Source organism: Rhodococcus cerastii (genome assembly GCF_033042195.1).
GTDB lineage: Bacteria > Actinomycetota > Actinomycetes > Mycobacteriales > Mycobacteriaceae > Rhodococcoides.
This window is the reverse complement of record NZ_JAWLKF010000003.1, coordinates 230,042-244,980: the sequence shown is the minus strand read 5'-3', so window position 1 is coordinate 244,980 and position 14,939 is coordinate 230,042. Positions and strand designations below refer to the sequence as shown.

At 66.1% G+C, this 14,939-nt stretch carries 17 protein-coding genes and 1 other RNA gene; 10 read left to right on the top strand and 8 right to left on the bottom strand.

Features of this window, described 5'->3' with window-relative positions; translation table 11 throughout:
* Positions 1 to 93 precede the first annotated feature (93 nt).
* Positions 94 to 1,062: a cobalamin biosynthesis protein gene (locus tag R3P93_RS08000; protein WP_317532741.1), complete on the top strand. Its 969-nt coding sequence runs from the start codon at positions 94 to 96 to the stop codon at positions 1,060 to 1,062.
* On the opposite strand, the gene R3P93_RS07995 is transcribed toward R3P93_RS08000, so the two are convergent.
* The 3 genes from R3P93_RS07995 to R3P93_RS07985 are packed head-to-tail and all read right to left on the bottom strand — an operon-like array spanning position 1,003 to position 3,107.
* A complete protein-coding gene (locus R3P93_RS07995; protein WP_068052193.1) occupies positions 1,003 to 1,926 on the bottom strand; it encodes an SURF1 family cytochrome oxidase biogenesis protein in 924 nt (307 codons plus the stop codon). The genes R3P93_RS08000 and R3P93_RS07995 overlap by 60 nt on opposite strands.
* An 18-nt stretch (positions 1,927 to 1,944) precedes the next feature.
* Positions 1,945 to 2,418, bottom strand: coding sequence for a low molecular weight protein-tyrosine-phosphatase (locus tag R3P93_RS07990; RefSeq protein ID WP_317532740.1), 474 nt, complete (start codon positions 2,416 to 2,418; stop codon positions 1,945 to 1,947).
* A complete protein-coding gene (locus R3P93_RS07985; protein ID WP_068052192.1) occupies positions 2,415 to 3,107 on the bottom strand; it encodes an HAD-IA family hydrolase in 693 nt (230 codons plus the stop codon). The genes R3P93_RS07990 and R3P93_RS07985 overlap by 4 nt, the downstream gene beginning before the upstream one ends.
* A gap of 55 nt (positions 3,108 to 3,162) precedes the next feature.
* Between R3P93_RS07985 and cobC the strand changes: the two genes are divergently transcribed.
* The 6 genes from cobC (at position 3,163) to R3P93_RS07955 (ending at position 8,542) form a co-directional block, all read left to right on the top strand.
* Entirely contained in the window at positions 3,163 to 4,200 is a 1,038-nt protein-coding gene (gene cobC / locus R3P93_RS07980; RefSeq protein ID WP_317532739.1) for an Rv2231c family pyridoxal phosphate-dependent protein CobC, read from the top strand.
* A 14-nt stretch (positions 4,201 to 4,214) separates the two neighbouring features.
* On the top strand, positions 4,215 to 5,336 hold the full coding sequence (locus R3P93_RS07975; protein ID WP_317532738.1) for a Nif3-like dinuclear metal center hexameric protein: 1,122 nt from the start codon (positions 4,215 to 4,217) through the stop codon (positions 5,334 to 5,336).
* A 106-nt stretch (positions 5,337 to 5,442) separates the two neighbouring features.
* Positions 5,443 to 6,180 (top strand): zinc ribbon domain-containing protein, encoded by a 738-nt coding sequence (locus tag R3P93_RS07970; protein WP_317532737.1) that lies wholly within the window; start codon positions 5,443 to 5,445, stop codon positions 6,178 to 6,180.
* Positions 6,177 to 7,295, top strand: a complete 1,119-nt coding sequence (locus tag R3P93_RS07965; protein ID WP_317532736.1) for a bifunctional RNase H/acid phosphatase — start codon at positions 6,177 to 6,179, stop codon at positions 7,293 to 7,295. Before R3P93_RS07970 ends, R3P93_RS07965 begins: the two co-directional genes overlap by 4 nt.
* A gap of 33 nt (positions 7,296 to 7,328) precedes the next feature.
* Positions 7,329 to 7,928 carry a hypothetical protein gene (locus tag R3P93_RS07960; protein WP_317532735.1) on the top strand — a complete coding sequence of 200 codons (600 nt, stop codon included), beginning with the start codon at positions 7,329 to 7,331 and terminating at the stop codon, positions 7,926 to 7,928.
* A 77-nt stretch (positions 7,929 to 8,005) separates the two neighbouring features.
* Positions 8,006 to 8,542: a Uma2 family endonuclease gene (locus R3P93_RS07955; RefSeq protein WP_317532734.1), complete on the top strand. Its 537-nt coding sequence runs from the start codon at positions 8,006 to 8,008 to the stop codon at positions 8,540 to 8,542.
* Between the two features lie 53 nt (positions 8,543 to 8,595).
* Here R3P93_RS07955 and R3P93_RS07950 read toward each other — a convergent pair whose 3' ends face one another.
* Both R3P93_RS07950 and R3P93_RS07945 read right to left on the bottom strand, forming a co-directional pair.
* On the bottom strand, positions 8,596 to 9,846 hold the full coding sequence (locus R3P93_RS07950) for an SLC13 family permease (protein WP_317532733.1): 1,251 nt from the start codon (positions 9,844 to 9,846) through the stop codon (positions 8,596 to 8,598).
* Positions 9,843 to 10,367 carry a DUF1697 domain-containing protein gene (locus R3P93_RS07945; protein ID WP_317532732.1) on the bottom strand — a complete coding sequence of 175 codons (525 nt, stop codon included), beginning with the start codon at positions 10,365 to 10,367 and terminating at the stop codon, positions 9,843 to 9,845. The genes R3P93_RS07950 and R3P93_RS07945 overlap by 4 nt, the downstream gene beginning before the upstream one ends.
* A 63-nt stretch (positions 10,368 to 10,430) precedes the next feature.
* Between R3P93_RS07945 and rnpB the strand changes: the two genes are divergently transcribed.
* The 3 genes from rnpB (at position 10,431) to R3P93_RS07930 (ending at position 12,547) form a co-directional block, all read left to right on the top strand.
* Positions 10,431 to 10,871: RNase P RNA component class A (rnpB, locus tag R3P93_RS07940), an RNA gene on the top strand.
* Between the two features lie 60 nt (positions 10,872 to 10,931).
* The gene (locus tag R3P93_RS07935) at positions 10,932 to 11,114 is read left to right on the top strand and encodes a hypothetical protein (protein ID WP_045194843.1); all 183 of its coding nucleotides are present in this window, start codon (positions 10,932 to 10,934) and stop codon (positions 11,112 to 11,114) included.
* 2 nt (positions 11,115 to 11,116) lie between these two features.
* Positions 11,117 to 12,547, top strand: coding sequence for an RNB domain-containing ribonuclease (locus R3P93_RS07930; protein WP_317532731.1), 1,431 nt, complete (start codon positions 11,117 to 11,119; stop codon positions 12,545 to 12,547).
* Here the strand turns inward: R3P93_RS07930 and pip are convergent.
* Genes pip through panB form a run of 3 tightly spaced genes read right to left on the bottom strand, consistent with a single transcriptional unit; the run spans position 12,537 to position 14,834 of the window.
* Positions 12,537 to 13,493 carry a prolyl aminopeptidase gene (pip, locus tag R3P93_RS07925; protein ID WP_317532730.1) on the bottom strand — a complete coding sequence of 319 codons (957 nt, stop codon included), beginning with the start codon at positions 13,491 to 13,493 and terminating at the stop codon, positions 12,537 to 12,539. The genes R3P93_RS07930 and pip overlap by 11 nt on opposite strands.
* Positions 13,494 to 13,940: a hypothetical protein gene (locus R3P93_RS07920; RefSeq protein WP_317532729.1), complete on the bottom strand. Its 447-nt coding sequence runs from the start codon at positions 13,938 to 13,940 to the stop codon at positions 13,494 to 13,496.
* Positions 13,941 to 13,982: 42 nt separating this feature from the next.
* A complete protein-coding gene (gene panB, locus R3P93_RS07915) occupies positions 13,983 to 14,834 on the bottom strand; it encodes a 3-methyl-2-oxobutanoate hydroxymethyltransferase (protein ID WP_243595055.1) in 852 nt (283 codons plus the stop codon).
* Positions 14,835 to 14,939 lie beyond the last annotated feature (105 nt).

Here is a 14,939-nt window from a genome sequence, read left to right as displayed (position 1 = left end):
TCCGTGGCCGCCAGTTGGCGGGCGCGTACCGCCAGCGCTGAGTCCGGCATACCGAATTCCTGCGCCGGGTGCACAGTTGGCAAGATTCGTGGGATGTGGACACACCCCCGAGCGATCGGCTTACTGGTCGGCTACGGCCTCGATCGAGTGTTCGCAGACCCACAACGCTGGCACCCGGTGGCAGGATTCGGCACCACGGCGCTGCGCGTCGAACACGTCCTCTATCGCGATAGTCGGACGCTGGGCGTCGTCCACGCAGTCGCGCTGATCGGCTCGGTGACCGCACTCGGCGTCGGGTCGAACCGCGTGGCCGTTCGTGTGGGTGCACCCGCCGAGGTCGCTCTGGTCGCGGCCGCTACCTGGGCCGCCCTCGGTGGCACGTCCCTGTCGAAGGTGGGTCGGCAGATGGCGGACCAGCTCGACAACGACGACCTCGCGAGCGCACGCGCACTGCTGCCGTCACTGTGCGGTCGGGATCCGGAACCACTCGACTCCGACGGCCTCGCGCGCGCCGCACTGGAGTCCATCGCGGAGAACACCTCCGACGCGACCGTCGGAGTGCTGGTGTGGGGAGCACTGGCCGGGGTCCCGGGAATTCTGGCCTACCGAGCGAGCAACACGCTCGACGCGATGGTCGGCTACCGGTCTCCGAAGTATCTGCGTTTCGGTTGGGCCGCAGCGCGAATCGACGACGTTCTGAACCTGCTACCGGCTCGCGTCACCGGTGTGGCGACGGTTGTCGCAGCGCCCTCGGTGCAGGGATCGCCCGCCCGAGCCCTGAAGATGTGGCGACGCGACGCCGCGCAGCACCCCAGCCCCAACGCCGGTGTTGCGGAGGCGTCGGCTGCCGGGGCACTGGGGCTGCAGCTCGGCGGCAGAACGCAGTACCGTCACGGCATCGAGATCAGGCCGACACTCGGTGACGGCCACTCGCCGACCGCACGCGATCTTCGTCGATCGGTGGCACTGTCGAGCCGAGTGCAGGAACTGTCCGCGGTCGCGTCAGCGATTCTTGCCGTAGCGATCGGCCAAGCGAGGGTCCGACGGCGTCGTCGGGCGTGACGCCGCGCGCGCCTTTGCCCGCTTCTCGCGGCGGGTGGGCAGCGTGAATTCTTCTTCCTCGTCCGGTCCGGCCTTGTCCTCCGGCTCGGGCTCGGTCTCCGGCTCGCCGGACATCGCATTCGCGAGCTCGGCACGCGAATTGCGGCGTTCGCGTATCTCCGCCCGAGCGAAATACGCCAGACCCAGCGGTGCCATGATGCCGAACGCCAGCCATTGCAGACCGTAGGACAGATAGGGGCCCGCGTCGGTCTGCGGTAGCTCGATCAAGCCGAGACCGCCCGGCTGAGCGTCGTCGAGCTGTAGGTATCCGTCGATGGCGTCGACTCCGACCGCCGCGCCGATCTGTTCCGGATTGATGTTGTAGACCTGCAGCCGGCCGTCGTCCTCGACGGGCTCGCGCGAGGTGCCCTCGGCTTGGCGTACCCGTGCGTTCAGCGTCACTTCACCGGCGGGTGCCGCCTCGAACTCGGGCGCTCTGGTTCCCTCCACCGGCAACACGTACCCGCGATTGACGAGCACAGTGGGCCCGCCGTCGATCACGAACGGGGTGATGACCTCGTATGCGGGCTGATCGCGGATGCTGCGCAGTCGCACCAGCACGTCGGAATCGGTGACATAGGCCCCGGAGGCGATGACCCGACGCCACTCGTCCTCGGCCGGAAACCCGTTTGCGGTGAGAACGTCGGAGATCGGCACCGGATCCGCGTCGACGGATCGGGTGATCAGATCGTTGCGCGCGGACGTCGAGGTGTTCTTCCCCAACTGCCACGGAGCGAGCACGCTGAAGCACAGGAACGCGAAGGCCAGCACCACCGCAGCCAGCACCAACCATTTGGGTCGCAGCAAGAACGCTAACTTTCGCACTCCACCACGGTAGCCGGGTCAGCGAGAGAGTCGAGACCGTGCCCAGTCCAGCATGCCGGGAACGGCACTTTCGATCTGCTCGCGCACCTCGGTGAACGCCGAATCGGAGGAGTAGTACGGATCGGCCACCGAGGAGTCGTCGGCATCGGGATCGAACGACCGCAGCAAGGCGACGCGATCTGCCGGAGCGCCGAGCTGCAGCAGGGCGCGGGCGTGGCCGGAGTCGAGGGCGACGATCAGATCTGCCGCCAGGTGATCCGGTCCTACCTGCGCTGCCTCGTGTTCGCTGTCGTATCCGTGGGCATCGAGCTCGGCGACGGTGCGTGGATCTGCGCCGTCGCCCACGTGCCAACCGCCGGTCCCGGCACTCGAGACGCGCACCGCGTCGCCCAGACGGGCGTCGCGCAGATGCCCGGCGAAAACCTTCTCGGCCATCGGCGACCGGCAGATGTTGCCGGTGCACACGAAGGTCACATGCAGTGGCTCGTTCACTGCACGGCCGCCGTGTTCTGCTCCAGCACGGTGGCCAGTTCGTCCATGCTCGACGCGGTGAACGCGGCGTCGGCACTCTCGCCGTCGACGCCGTAGCCCCACTCCACGAACACCGTGGGAATGCCGAATCGAGCGGCACCGTGCACGTCGTGATCCCGATCACCGATCATGATCACCCCGGACGTGCCGCCGTCCGCGGATTCCACCGGCTCGATGCCGAGGTTGGTCAGCGAATGCGCGATCACATCGGACTTCGCCCGTCGGGTGCCGTCGTTGCTGGCACCGCCGATGAACTCGAAGTACCGCGACAAGCCGAAGTGGTCCAGAATTCGGACGGCGAATCGCTCCGACTTCGATGTCGCCACACCGAGCCGTACGCCGCGATCCTGCAACCGCGTCAACACCGTCTCGATGCCGTCGAACGCGGTGTTCTCGGCCCAGCCACGCTCGTCGTAGCGCTGGAAGTACGCTGCCAGGGCGCGCTGCGCCGCATCCTCGTCCAGGCCGAGCCCGCGCAGCGTGTCGATCAGGGGTGGTCCGACGACCATCGACAGTTGTTCCTCGGTCGGTTCGGGAGCCTCGACCGACGCCAATGCATGACGAAAACCGGCATGAATTCCCGGTGCGGAATCGGTCAACGTCCCATCGAGATCGAACAGGACAACGGACGCGAGAGCATCGACAGACATGGCCCGAGCCTATCGGTGCGGGCTGTTCGACGAAGGCGCGGCTACGCTCGTCGCGATGTCCGACACAGCTGCCGATCCCGATGCGCTACTCCGTCACCACGGCGACGTCGAGGTCGATTCCGGATTCGTCGACTTCGCCGTCAACGTGCGGGGCGACGGACCGCCGGCATGGCTTCGCGATCGGCTGGCTGCGGCACTGAATTCGCTGGGTTCATACCCGAGCAAGGCCGCCGACAAGGCCGCACGAGAACAGGTGGCCGAACACCACGGCCGATCACCGGACGAGGTGCTGCTGCTCAGCGGCGGGGCCGAGGGTTTCTCGATGCTGCCGCGGCTGGAGCCTCAGCTCGTAGCGACGATCCACCCGTCGTTCACCGAGCCCGACTGGGTACTGGAGCAGGCGGGCATTCCGGTGCACCGAGTAATCCTGCCGCCGCCCTTCGAGCTCGATCCGACGCTCGTGCCCGACGCCGCCGACATGGTGATCATCGGCAACCCGACCAACCCGACATCGGTTCTGCACCCGAGCGAGGCGGTCCTGAGTCTGCGCGGACCCAGGCGCACGCTGGTGATCGACGAGGCCTTCGCCGACGCAGTGCTGGGGGCTGGGGAATCTGTCGCCTCACAGAGCCTGGACGACGTGCTGGTGCTGCGCAGCCTGACGAAGACGTGGGCGCTGGCGGGATTGCGATGCGGATATGCGCTGGGCCACCCCGACGTCCTCGCGAGGCTGCAACACGGCCGCGCGCACTGGCCGCTGGGGAGCCTGCAGCTCGAAGCGATCCGCGCCTGTACCGAACCGTTCGCGACGCAGCAGGCACGCGCCGAGTCCGAGCGAATCCACCGCGAACGAACAGCGATGATCCCGCGACTGGAGGCTCTTGGCCTCTCTGTCGCAGGCCCGGCCGGGGGGCCGTTTCTGTTGGTGCGCGTCCAGGATGCCGATGTGGTTCGAGAACGCCTGCGCACCATGGGTATCGCGGTGCGGCGCGCGGACACGTTCCCGGGGCTCGACCGTCACTACCTACGCGTCGCGGTACGGAACTCGCAACAGGTCGACATACTGGTGGACGCGTTGAACACCGTTCTGTGAGGAGAGCAGCGAACATGGCAGTGACACTGGCGGACGTCATCGAGGTACTCGACGACGCATACCCACCGCGCTTGGCCGAGAGCTGGGACTCGGTGGGCCTGGTGTGCGGGGATCCCGAAGCTGTTGTGCAGCAGGTCGTGTACACCGTCGACGTCACCGACGCCGTGGTCGACGACGCCATCGCTGGGGGTGCCGATCTCATCGTCGCCCACCATCCCTTGCTGCTCAAAGGTGTCGACACCGTCGCGGCCGATACCGCGAAGGGCTCGGTGATCCATCGCCTGATCAAGGCCGACTGCGCGCTGTTCACCGCCCACACCAACGCCGACTCCGCCGATCCCGGTGTCTCCGACGCACTCGCGTCCGCCCTCGGGGTGGTCGACACCAGACCGCTCGACCCCATTCCTGCTCCCGCACACGACAAGTGGGTGGTCTTCGTGCCGACCTCCGACTCGGTCGCGGTGCGACAGGCCATGTTCGACGCCGGAGCCGGACAGATCGGCGAGTACAGCGAAGCCAGCTGGCAGAGCGCAGGACTCGGCCAATTCCGTCCTGGTCCGAACGCACACCCGACGCTCGGTGTTGCCGGAGAGGTGCACACCGAGGCGGAGGATCGCATCGAAGTCGTTGCCCCGAAAGGGCTACGTGCAGAAGTGCTTTCGGCGATGCGTCGGGCACACCCGTACGAGGAGCCCGCGTTCGACGTCTTCGAGTCCGCGGCTCTACCGTCGTGCACCGGTTTGGGGCGCATCGGAAAGCTACCGAATCCGATGACCCTCGCCGAGTTCACCGAGGTCGTCCGCGAGGCGTTGCCTGCCACGACGTGGGGAGTACGTGCGGCAGGGAATCCTGAGGCCACGGTCTCGGTGGTTGCGATGTGTGGGGGAGCGGGTGACTCGTTCCTGTCCGCGGTGGCGCGCACCGACGCCGATGTGTACGTCACCTCGGATCTGCGGCACCACCCCGTCGACGAGCATCTGCGCGCCGGCGGCCCCGCCGTGATCGACACCGCGCACTGGGCCTCGGAGTTTCCGTGGTGCGAACAGGCGAGAGGCGTCGTCGACGCCGCGTTCGGCGACACCGATGGGTGGAGCAGCCGCGTCACCGACGTGCGGACCGACCCGTGGACGCTGTGACCATCGAGCCCAGCGACCGGCGGTGAGGTGGATCCGGCTGTCTGAGTTTCGGGTAGCCGGTAGGGTGATCTCTTATCAACTTCCATAGTCGCAGGAGTCATCAAGCGTGAACGTCGATCCCAAAGTCCAGGCCTCGCTGCTCGAATTGGCCGGTGTGGATACCGAACTCTCGCAGATCGCCCACCGCCGTAAGAGCCTCCCCGAGCAGCAGGAGGTGGACAAGCTCGAGACCGAGCGCATTACCCGCAAGGATGCCGCGGTGACGGTGCAGATCTCGATGGACGACCTCGATCGGGACATTCGCAAACTCGAGGGCGAGGTCGACGCCGTTCGCCAGCGCGAGGCCCGCGACAAGAAGATGCTCGAGAGTGGCACCATCGCCCCGAAGCAGATGACCGAACTCCAGCACGAACTCGGCAGCCTCGAACGGCGCCAGGGGATCCTCGAAGAAGAACTGCTCGAGGTCATGGAACAGCGTGAGGCCAGTGAGCGGGACTACGAGCACGCCGGTGCGCAGCTGACGCAGATCGAAGACGAATTGGTCGACGCGGGCCGTCGCCGCGACGACGCCGTCGCGGACCTCGATGTCGCGGAGAAGCGTAGCGCCGAGCGCCGCGAGTCGTTGGCCTCGGGATTGCCCGCGGATCTGCTTGCGCTCTACGAGAAGCAGCGAGCGCTCGCCGGCCGTGGTGCGGCGCTGCTGCAGGCTCGCCGCTGTGGAGCGTGCCGAATCGAACTCGATCGCAACGAGATCGCGAGCATCGCCAACAAGCCCGCGGATGCTTTGATTCGTTGCTCCGAGTGCAACGCAATTCTGGTGCGCACCAAGGAATCCGGAATTTGAGCCCGGTATCGAGGGTCGTCGCCGAGGCCGACGGAGGGTCGCGCGGTAACCCCGGCCCGGCCGGGTACGGCGCTGTGGTGTTCAGCGCCGATCGCTCGCAGGTGCTCGCCGAGCGTCGGGCATCGCTCGGCGTGGCCACCAACAACGTCGCCGAGTACAACGGACTGATCGCGGCATTGACTGCGGCTCGTGATGTCGGAGCTCGCGAGGTTGCCGTCCGTATGGACTCCAAGCTCGTCGTCGAACAGATGTGCGGGCGCTGGAAAGTGAAGCACCCGGACATGATTCCGCTTCAGCGCGCAGCTGCCGAACTGGCTCGCCACTTCGACTCCGTCACCTACGAATGGATTCCGCGCTCGCAGAATTCACACGCCGATGCGCTGGCCAACGAGGCGATGGACGCAGCTGCCGAAGGTGTGGACCTGTCGGAATTGCCCGACGCCGAGCCGGTTGCGAAGAAGACCGAGTCGCCCGGGTGGACCGGCGCGATGGGGGAGCCGACTCGCCTGCTGTTGCTGCGTCACGGCCAGACCCCCATGTCGGTCGACCGGCGATACTCCGGTCGCGGAAATCCGGATCTGACCGAGCTGGGTCGACGTCAAGCCGATTCTGCGGCAACGGTTCTCGGTTCACGTACCGATATCGACGCCATCGTTGCCTCGCCGCTCGCACGCGCCCAGCAGACCGCCGCAGCGACGGCCGACCGCCTGGGATTGCCCGTCACCACCGTCGACGGTCTCATCGAGACCGACTTCGGCGACTGGGAAGGGCTCACGTTCACCGAGGCCATGGAACGCCACCCCGAGGGCCACAAGGCGTGGCGAGGTGATACCTCCGTCGCACCGCCGAACGGGGAGAGCTTCGACGCGGTGCGCGTGCGCATCGAAGCAACCCGCGATCAGTTGCTGACCGAGTACGTCGGAAAGACAGTTCTGGTGGTCACCCATGTCACCCCGATCAAGATGCTGCTGCAACTTGCACTCGACGTCGGCCCGTCGCTGTTGTATCGACTGCACCTCGACCTCGCGTCGCTGAGCATCGCCGAGTTCTACCCCGACGGCGGGGCTTCGGTGCGATTGGTGAACGACACCTCGCACTTGGCGCGCCTGGCCTGATCCTTTCGGGCATCGAAGGAGGACTCGGTTCGCATGTCCGAGAACGGTGCCCGCGAGCCTGCGGCGGCCCGCTGGATTGTCTTGGCGGCGTTCGCATCCGCCGTTGCCGGTCTGGCAGTCGCGTTCGGGTGGCGGTACGGGGTGACGCGGAGTTGGCTCGATGCGGATGCGCCACCGCCTGTGAATCCGAGTGACACCGGGTACTTTCGCGTGTACGACTACGTGCAGTACGTCTCGGGGCCGCCATGGTGGCCGGTCACGTGGGTCGCTCCGGTTGCCGCTCTTGTGGTCGGCACCGTTTTGTCGGTCACTCTCGGACGGCTCCGTCTCGGGCGAAGAACTGGTCGGCTGACGCTTGTGGTGGCCCCACTGGTGGCGGGAAGCATCGTCGGCGCGGGGGCAGCATGGTGGGCACGAAGCCAACCTCCCGAAATCCGCGTCAGGATGGTCGCGGACCCCTATTTCGACGACCTCGGGCCGACCGGCGCTGCGCGTCTGGACATCTACGGCGGTCCGCCGTTGTTCGACACCGTGCATGCGGGCCTGCTGTTGCCGGTGATGGGAGCGGTGATCGGTGCCGCGGTGTTCTGTGTGGGCCTGGCTGTCTCGACGCTCCACGCACGGCGTGAATGAGACCCGCACCGATCGCGTCGGACCGCACCACGGCCATTGTCGGTGGTGCCAGCGGTGACCACGGATAGACTCCACGAGTGACCGCCGCCAGAGCGCATCCCACACTGCTGTCTGTCGAGGAGTGGCGTGCGCTGGGTGAAGACGATTTTCACGCCGAAATGCAGGAGGGCGTGCCTGTCGTTTCACCGCGGCCGTCGAAAGCCCACGCCCGAATTCTGTTTCGACTGTGTGCACAGCTCGATGGCCAGTTGCCGGCTGGTTTGGAGGCGTTACCGGAGGTCGAGGTTGTCGTCGATTCGGTGACGCCAGCGACGGTGCGGGTACCCGACGTTGTGGTGTGCGCAACCGACTCACCCGAGGCGCTGCACGCCGAAGACGTCGTGCTGGTCGTCGAGGTAATTTCGCCTGGGTCTCGTCGTACCGATGTGGTGACCAAACGCAGCGAGTACGCCGACGCGGGGATTCCCCATTACTGGATCGTCGATCCGGATGCTGCCACGCTCACAACGCTGGATCTGAGTCCTCACGGATACTTCGAGCACGTTCGTCGAGGGCGGTGCGTCATCGAGGCTCCGGTACCACTGACAATCGATCTCGACGCTGCGCTGAGCTGATTCTGCTTTTTTCGCGACATATCCCGCTCGAATCGCTGCCCGACTGGCAAGGCTCAGATCTGCAGCGCGAGCCACAATCCCGCCACGGCACCGACGATGGTCAGCGGCGTCGTGATGACGCCCAGGACGGTGAAAGTTCGCAGATCTGCCGGCTCGTCGTTGGCCGATGCGACGCGTCGCCACAGCATGATTGCCAGCGACCCGACGTAGGTGAGGTTGGGGCCGAGGTTCACCCCGATCACCATGGCCAACAACAGCGCCGGGGGAGCGTCGGCCCCGAAGGCGGCCAGTAGCAGCAGCGTCGCGGGCAGGTTGTTGACGATGTTCGACGCCACCGCCGCGATGGCCGCCGCGGCCAAGAGCGACATGAAAGTGGTGTCGGACGGCAGGATTCGCGCGAGCCAGTCACCGATCGGGCCTGTGGTGACGCCGAGCACGACGATGCCGAGCAAGAAGACGAAGCCGCAGAACGGCAGATCGGCACCGCGCAGAATGGCGCGAGGCGTGGTGCGCTGACCTCGCAGTGCCGGGATCGCGAGTGCAACCGACCCCACCGCCGCCACCCAGAACGGCTCGATGTCGAACAGGCCTGCCACTGCGAAGCCGATGAGCGTCGCGGCGAGGATGACCAGAGTGGTCCGCGGTGCGGGGACGTCGTCGGCGCTCTGCTGGGTCAAGTTCTCCGGCGGTGTGGCGGTGCGGCTCAGATCCTTGCGGAAGAAGATCAGGAACACAGCCAACTCGATGACCACCGCGAATATCCAGGGCAGGGCCATCAGAGCGGTGAAGTGCAGGAAGGTCAGTCCGGTCGCTGCGAAGGCGAGCAGGTTGGTCAAGTTCGACACGGGCAGCAGCGTCGACGCCGAATTGGACAGGTGCGCAGTGGCGTAACTGTGGGGGCGAGCAGACATTCCGAGTAATCGAGCAGCGCCGATGATGGCCGGCGTCAGCAGAACCACGGTGGCGTCGAGACTGAGGACTGCCGTGGTCGATGCGGCTGCTGCAAACACCAGGGTCAGCAGTCTGCGTGGGCTGCCCTTCGCGCCTCGTCGTAGCTTCGCCGCGATCCAGGTGAATACGCCGAGCGCGTCCGAGAGATGCGCCAGGATCAGGATGAACGCCAGGAACACGACGGTGGGAGCGAGTTCGAGTACTTGCTCGCGCGCAGCGTCGAGGCTGACGAGCCCGACGAGCAGAACGACCGCCGCGGCGGGCAGTGCGGCGACGATCTCGGGGAGACCGCGGGGGCGAACGATGGCGAAGGCGAGCACAGCAGCGACCAATGCCGCGGCGAGAACGGTCACGCGAGAATCTTCACGAGCGTGCGAACGTTTCGCGTCGTCGTCGTGGCCTTGTACTTCGCTTTGGCCGTGGCTTTCCCGAACGTGCTGTCGGTGGTGTTGCCCTTGCGCACCTCCCAGTAGAGCACGCTGTTCCCCCCGGCGATCCTTTCGAGCTCGGGGTCGAGTTCGTCTGCAAGAGCGGACAATTCGGTCACATGGCTATCATCGCTACCGAACACGACATAAGGATGCCAGCCATCCCGTTCGGCGTCGAACGGGTAGGACGCCACTATTGCCCGAAGTGTCGGCACGTCCAGCACGACAACCCAGGCCTGGTAGCCGAACGTCTGGGCCAGCGCGCTCTCCACCTGTGCCTTCACCTCGGCGGTGGTCAGCGGGGAGCCGAGCAGGACATTGCCGGTCGCCAGAACGGTGCGGACATTCGTGAAGCCGGCCGATGTAAGTGCGGTACGGAGATCGGCCATCTTGATGTTGATGCCGCCGACGTTGATGCCGCGCAGCAACACGACCCATTCACTCATGGGAGGAACTGTAGTTCGGTTCCAGGCGGTCGCGGCGAGCCGAGTAGAGTACGCAACTGCGAACGAGTTGGCCGGACGGCTGCGGCTCGGAGGACCGGCGACCGAGTGTCGTCGCGCTTCGAGCCGAGGAAAGTCCGGACTCCACAGAGCAGGGCGGTTGTTAACGGCAACCCGAGGTGACTCGCGGGACAGTGCCACAGAAAACAGACCGCCTGCGGGACGGTTCTTCGGAATCGAACTGCAGGTCAGGGTGAAACGGTGCGGTAAGAGCGCACCAGCATCCCAGGTGACTGGGATGGCTAGGTAAACCCCGCCCGGAGCAAGGTCGAAGGCTGCACCCCGAAAGTGGTGCAGCTGCGCAGGTGCTCGAGGGCTGCTCGCCCGAGCCTGCGGGTGGACTGCTCGAGGTACCCGGCAACGGTGTGCCCAGATGGATGGTCGTCCAGCCGAACCTGCGAAAGCAGGAACGGCAGACAGGATCCGGCTTACAGGCCGACTCGTTCGCACCCACTATTTCTCCCGCAGTTCTCCTGCGGCGTCGCTGCATGGGGCACACTGGAAGTCATGACCGACGACGACACCTCCTGGTACTACGACATCAGCACCAAGCAGGTCGTGCAGGGCAAGCAGACCAACGCCCTCGACCGCATGGGCCCGTATCCGGACAAGGCCACCGCTGAACAGGCGCTGAAGATCGCCGCGGCGCGCAACAAGGCTGCCGATTCCGACGACGACTGGAACAACTGACGGTGCTGCTCACCCGGCTGAGGGCCCCGGGCTTCGACTTCGAGGCCATCAGATCCGAGTTCGCACTCACCGAAGCATTCGACGCAGACGCGATGCGCGAGGCGGTCGAAGCCCGAGACCTGCACGCCGACAGCAGAATCGACCGCACCGACATCCCGTTCGTGACCATCGACCCACCCGGCTCGAAGGACCTCGACCAAGCCGTACACATCGAGAAGACGTCCAACGGTTTGGTGGTGCACTATGCGATCGCCGACGTGGGCGCACTGGTGACGCCCGGGGGAGCGCTCGACACCGAGACCCGTCGACGCGGCCAGACGTTCTACCTTCCCGACGGGTCCGTGCCGCTGCATCCGCGAGAGCTGTCGGAGGGTTCGGGCAGTTTGCTGGAGGGGCAGACTCGGTGTGCCGCGCTGTGGACCATCGAACTCGACGACGTCGGCGAGGCGGCCGCGTGGACGGTCACCCGCGCGCTCGTTCGGTCGACCGCCCGGCTCGACTACGCCGCAGTGCAAGCCGATGTCGACGCGGGGACACCGCATCCGTCCATCGCAGCGCTGGCCGAGTTCGGGGCCCAGCGCGCAGCTGCAGCCAGACGGCGCGGAGCCGTCGACATCACGCTTCCCGAACAGGAAGTGGTTCCCGACGGGCGGGGTTGGCGCACCGTCCTGCAGCCACGCACTGCAGTGGACGGGTGGAACGCCGAGGTGTCGCTGCTGACGGGAATGTGCGCCGCCAGAATCATGCTCGACGCCGGAATCGGCATCGTGCGAACCCTGCCGCCCGCCTCGTCCGAGTCGGTGGACGCACTGAAGAATACCGCCGAAGCGCTCGGAATCGACTGGCCTGCAGGCGCATCCGCCGGTGCCGTACTGGCAGGCCTGCCCACCGACGAGCCGTCGACGCTGGCGATGATGACTCGGGCGACGGGATTGCTGCGAGGTGCGGACTATCTCGCGTTCGACCGTACGACCGACCCCGTCGACGGCGATGCGTCGGTGGAACATTCGGGGATCGGCGCACCCTATGCCCATGTGACGGCACCGCTGCGGAGGCTGTCCGACCGCTTCGCCACCGAGGTGTGCCTGGCCGTGGTCGCCGGCGCATCGGTGCCGGACTGGGCGGCGCAGGCTCTACCGGAGCTGCCCGCGATCATGCGCGGATCGGATTCTGCGGCATCGAAAGTGGACCGCGCCTGCATCGATCTCACCGAAGCACACGTGCTGAAGAATCGAGTGGGCGACAGTTTCTCGGCTGTCGTTCTGCGCGGTGCCGAGGGCAAACGTGACGCCGAGGTGTTGGTGTCGGAACCCATCGTCCTCGGAAAGTGCGACGGCGAACCACCTGCGGGGGAGTCGGTGACGGTCCGGTTGGCCCGGGCCGACACCGACTCACGCACAGTTGCCTTCGATTACGTACCCGTCACGGCCTGAGACGGTCTGTGGCCTCCACGAGGTGATGCACGATGCCCGGTTCGGCGGCAGAGTGCCCTGCGTCGTCGACGATGACGAGATTCGCTGAGGGCCAAACCTTGTGCAGTGCCCAGGCACTCGTTGCCGGACACACGACGTCGTAACGGCCCTGCACGATGACTCCGGGAATGCCGTCGAGCAGGTGGGCGTCGCGGAGCAGTTGGTTCTCTTCGAGAAAGCAGTTGTTGCGGAAGTAGTGGTTCTCGATACCGGAGAATGCCAGGGCGAACCGTGGATCCGAGTTGTCCTGCACTGCATCCGATTTCGGCAGGAGGTAACTCGTCGCCGCCTCCCAGGTGGACCACGCCACCGCAGCGCGAGTTGCGGCCTCGCGGTCCTCGGACATCAACTGCCGGTGATACGCCTCGACGAGATCGCCGTCGCGTTCGTCCTGCGGAATCGGTTCGAGGAATTTCTCCCACAGATCGGGGAAGAGGTGGCCTGCCCCGCCGCCGTAGTACCAGTCGATTTCGGACGGCCGCACCAGAAATATCCCTCGCAGTACCAGCCCTCGCACGCGATCTCGGTGCGACTGCGCGTAGGCCAGCGACAACGTCGATCCCCATGATCCGCCGAACACCAACCACGTGTCGATGTTCAAGTGCTCCCGGATCTTCTCCATGTCCGAGATCAACCGGTCGGTGGTGTTGACCGACAGATCGGCACCGTCGGCGATGTGGGGTGTCGACTGCCCGCAACCACGCTGATCGAACAACACGATTCGATAGGCCTCCGGGTCGAAGTACCGGCGCTGCAACGGATTGGTGGCACCGCCCGGACCGCCGTGCACGAACACCACCGGCGCACCGTCGGGGTTGCCCGAGACTTCCCAGTAGATCTGTTGGCCGTCACCCACATCGAGGTGTCCGGTCTCGAGAGGCGCGATCTCGGGGTAGAGGGTGCGCATCTAGAAGCCCACCAAACCGGATGCGAGGTCCGGAATGTCGAGGGATCGGATGGCCTCGTCCCGCACCTCCGAGCACGTCTCCGTCGTGATCTCGTCGACGATCGTTCGGTTCTGCACCACCTGCAGGTTGATGACGCCGCTCTGCGCCGCCCAGGTCTGCACCAGGATGTTCAGCCCGCCGCGGCCCAGGGTGGGCCCCTGGACACGCCAATTGGACAGCTGCGCCTCGAGATCGGTGCACAGCTGTTGCTTCTGCGCATCGGTGATCACTGCGTCCGCAGGCGGTGCCGTGACCGTGGTGGTCGGTGCGACCGTCGTGGTCGACGAGGAACCGGTGTTGGTGGTGTCGGTGCTGCATGCAGTCGCTACGACGAGAAGCGCAGCCGCGCCTGCCACTGCGACTGCGCCTCTTCCTGCGATGGACGTCGTACCCCGTCTGAGTTTCATGGCACCGAGTGTGCCACCCGAACATGGACGAGGCGAGGACGATCAGTAGCTGTGTTCGGGCCCGGGGAAGACTCCCGATCGCACCTCGGACAGGTACGTGGTGGCAGCGGTGCGCAGTGAATCGCCGACGTCGGCGAACTTCTTCACGAACTTCGCGGTCTTGCCGTTGGTGTAGCCGGCCATGTCCTGCCACACCAGAACCTGCGCGTCGCATTCGTTGCCCGCGCCGATACCGACCGTCGGAATGGTCAGCTTGCGGGTGACCTGGCCGGCGATGTCGGCGGGAACCATCTCCATGACGACGGCGAACGCACCGGCCTCCTGGACTGCGATGGCGTCGGCGACAAGCTGCTCGGACGCGTCACCACGTCCTTGGACGCGGAATCCGCCCAAGGTGTTGACGCTCTGCGGGGTGAAGCCGACGTGGGCCATCACGGGGATGCCCGCGGCAGTGATCGCGGCGATCTGAGCGGCCACGCGCTCGCCGCCCTCGAGCTTGACCGCGCCCGCGAGCCCTTCCTTCATGAACCGGACTGCGGTTTCGAGAGCCTGCTGCGGCGAGGCCTCGTAGGTGCCGAAGGGCAGATCTGCGACGACGAGAGCATGCGGTGCGCCGCGGACGACTCCACGGACCAGCGGAAGAAGTTCGTCGACGGTGATCGGCACGGTGGTGTCGTAGCCGTAGACGACGTTTGCCGCCGAGTCGCCGACGAGGAGAACAGGAACTCCGGCCTCCTCGAAGATGCGGGCGCTGGAGTAGTCGTATGCGGTGAGCATTCCCCAGCGCTCGCCGTCCGCCTTCATCTGGAGAAGGTGGTGCGTGCGGGTCTTACGGGTCAGTGCGGTGGAGGGTGCTTCCTGAGCAGATCCGCCGTACACAGCAGTGTCGGACATCTTTGTCCCTTTCTGGTCCTCGAGGCCCGCTCGGCGGGTCCCCGGGATGGGGTGTGATGACGTGCTCGAGTCTGCCACTGCACGCGACCTGCCGGAGCGCTACCG

Excerpts from the sequence above, each read along its gene's own strand:
- R3P93_RS08000 (WP_317532741.1), top strand. The coding sequence starts at position 94 with ATGTGGACACACCCCCGAGCGATCGGCTTACTGGTCGGCTACGGCCTC.
- R3P93_RS07985 (WP_068052192.1), bottom strand. The coding sequence starts at position 3,107 with ATGTCTGTCGATGCTCTCGCGTCCGTTGTCCTGTTCGATCTCGATGGG.
- cobC (WP_317532739.1), top strand. The coding sequence starts at position 3,163 with ATGTCCGACACAGCTGCCGATCCCGATGCGCTACTCCGTCACCACGGC.
- R3P93_RS07975 (WP_317532738.1), top strand. The coding sequence starts at position 4,215 with ATGGCAGTGACACTGGCGGACGTCATCGAGGTACTCGACGACGCATAC.
- R3P93_RS07960 (WP_317532735.1), top strand. The coding sequence starts at position 7,329 with ATGTCCGAGAACGGTGCCCGCGAGCCTGCGGCGGCCCGCTGGATTGTC.
- R3P93_RS07945 (WP_317532732.1), bottom strand. The coding sequence starts at position 10,367 with ATGAGTGAATGGGTCGTGTTGCTGCGCGGCATCAACGTCGGCGGCATC.
- R3P93_RS07935 (WP_045194843.1), top strand. The coding sequence starts at position 10,932 with ATGACCGACGACGACACCTCCTGGTACTACGACATCAGCACCAAGCAG.
- pip (WP_317532730.1), bottom strand. The coding sequence starts at position 13,493 with ATGCGCACCCTCTACCCCGAGATCGCGCCTCTCGAGACCGGACACCTC.
- R3P93_RS07920 (WP_317532729.1), bottom strand. The coding sequence starts at position 13,940 with ATGAAACTCAGACGGGGTACGACGTCCATCGCAGGAAGAGGCGCAGTC.
- panB (WP_243595055.1), bottom strand. The coding sequence starts at position 14,834 with ATGTCCGACACTGCTGTGTACGGCGGATCTGCTCAGGAAGCACCCTCC.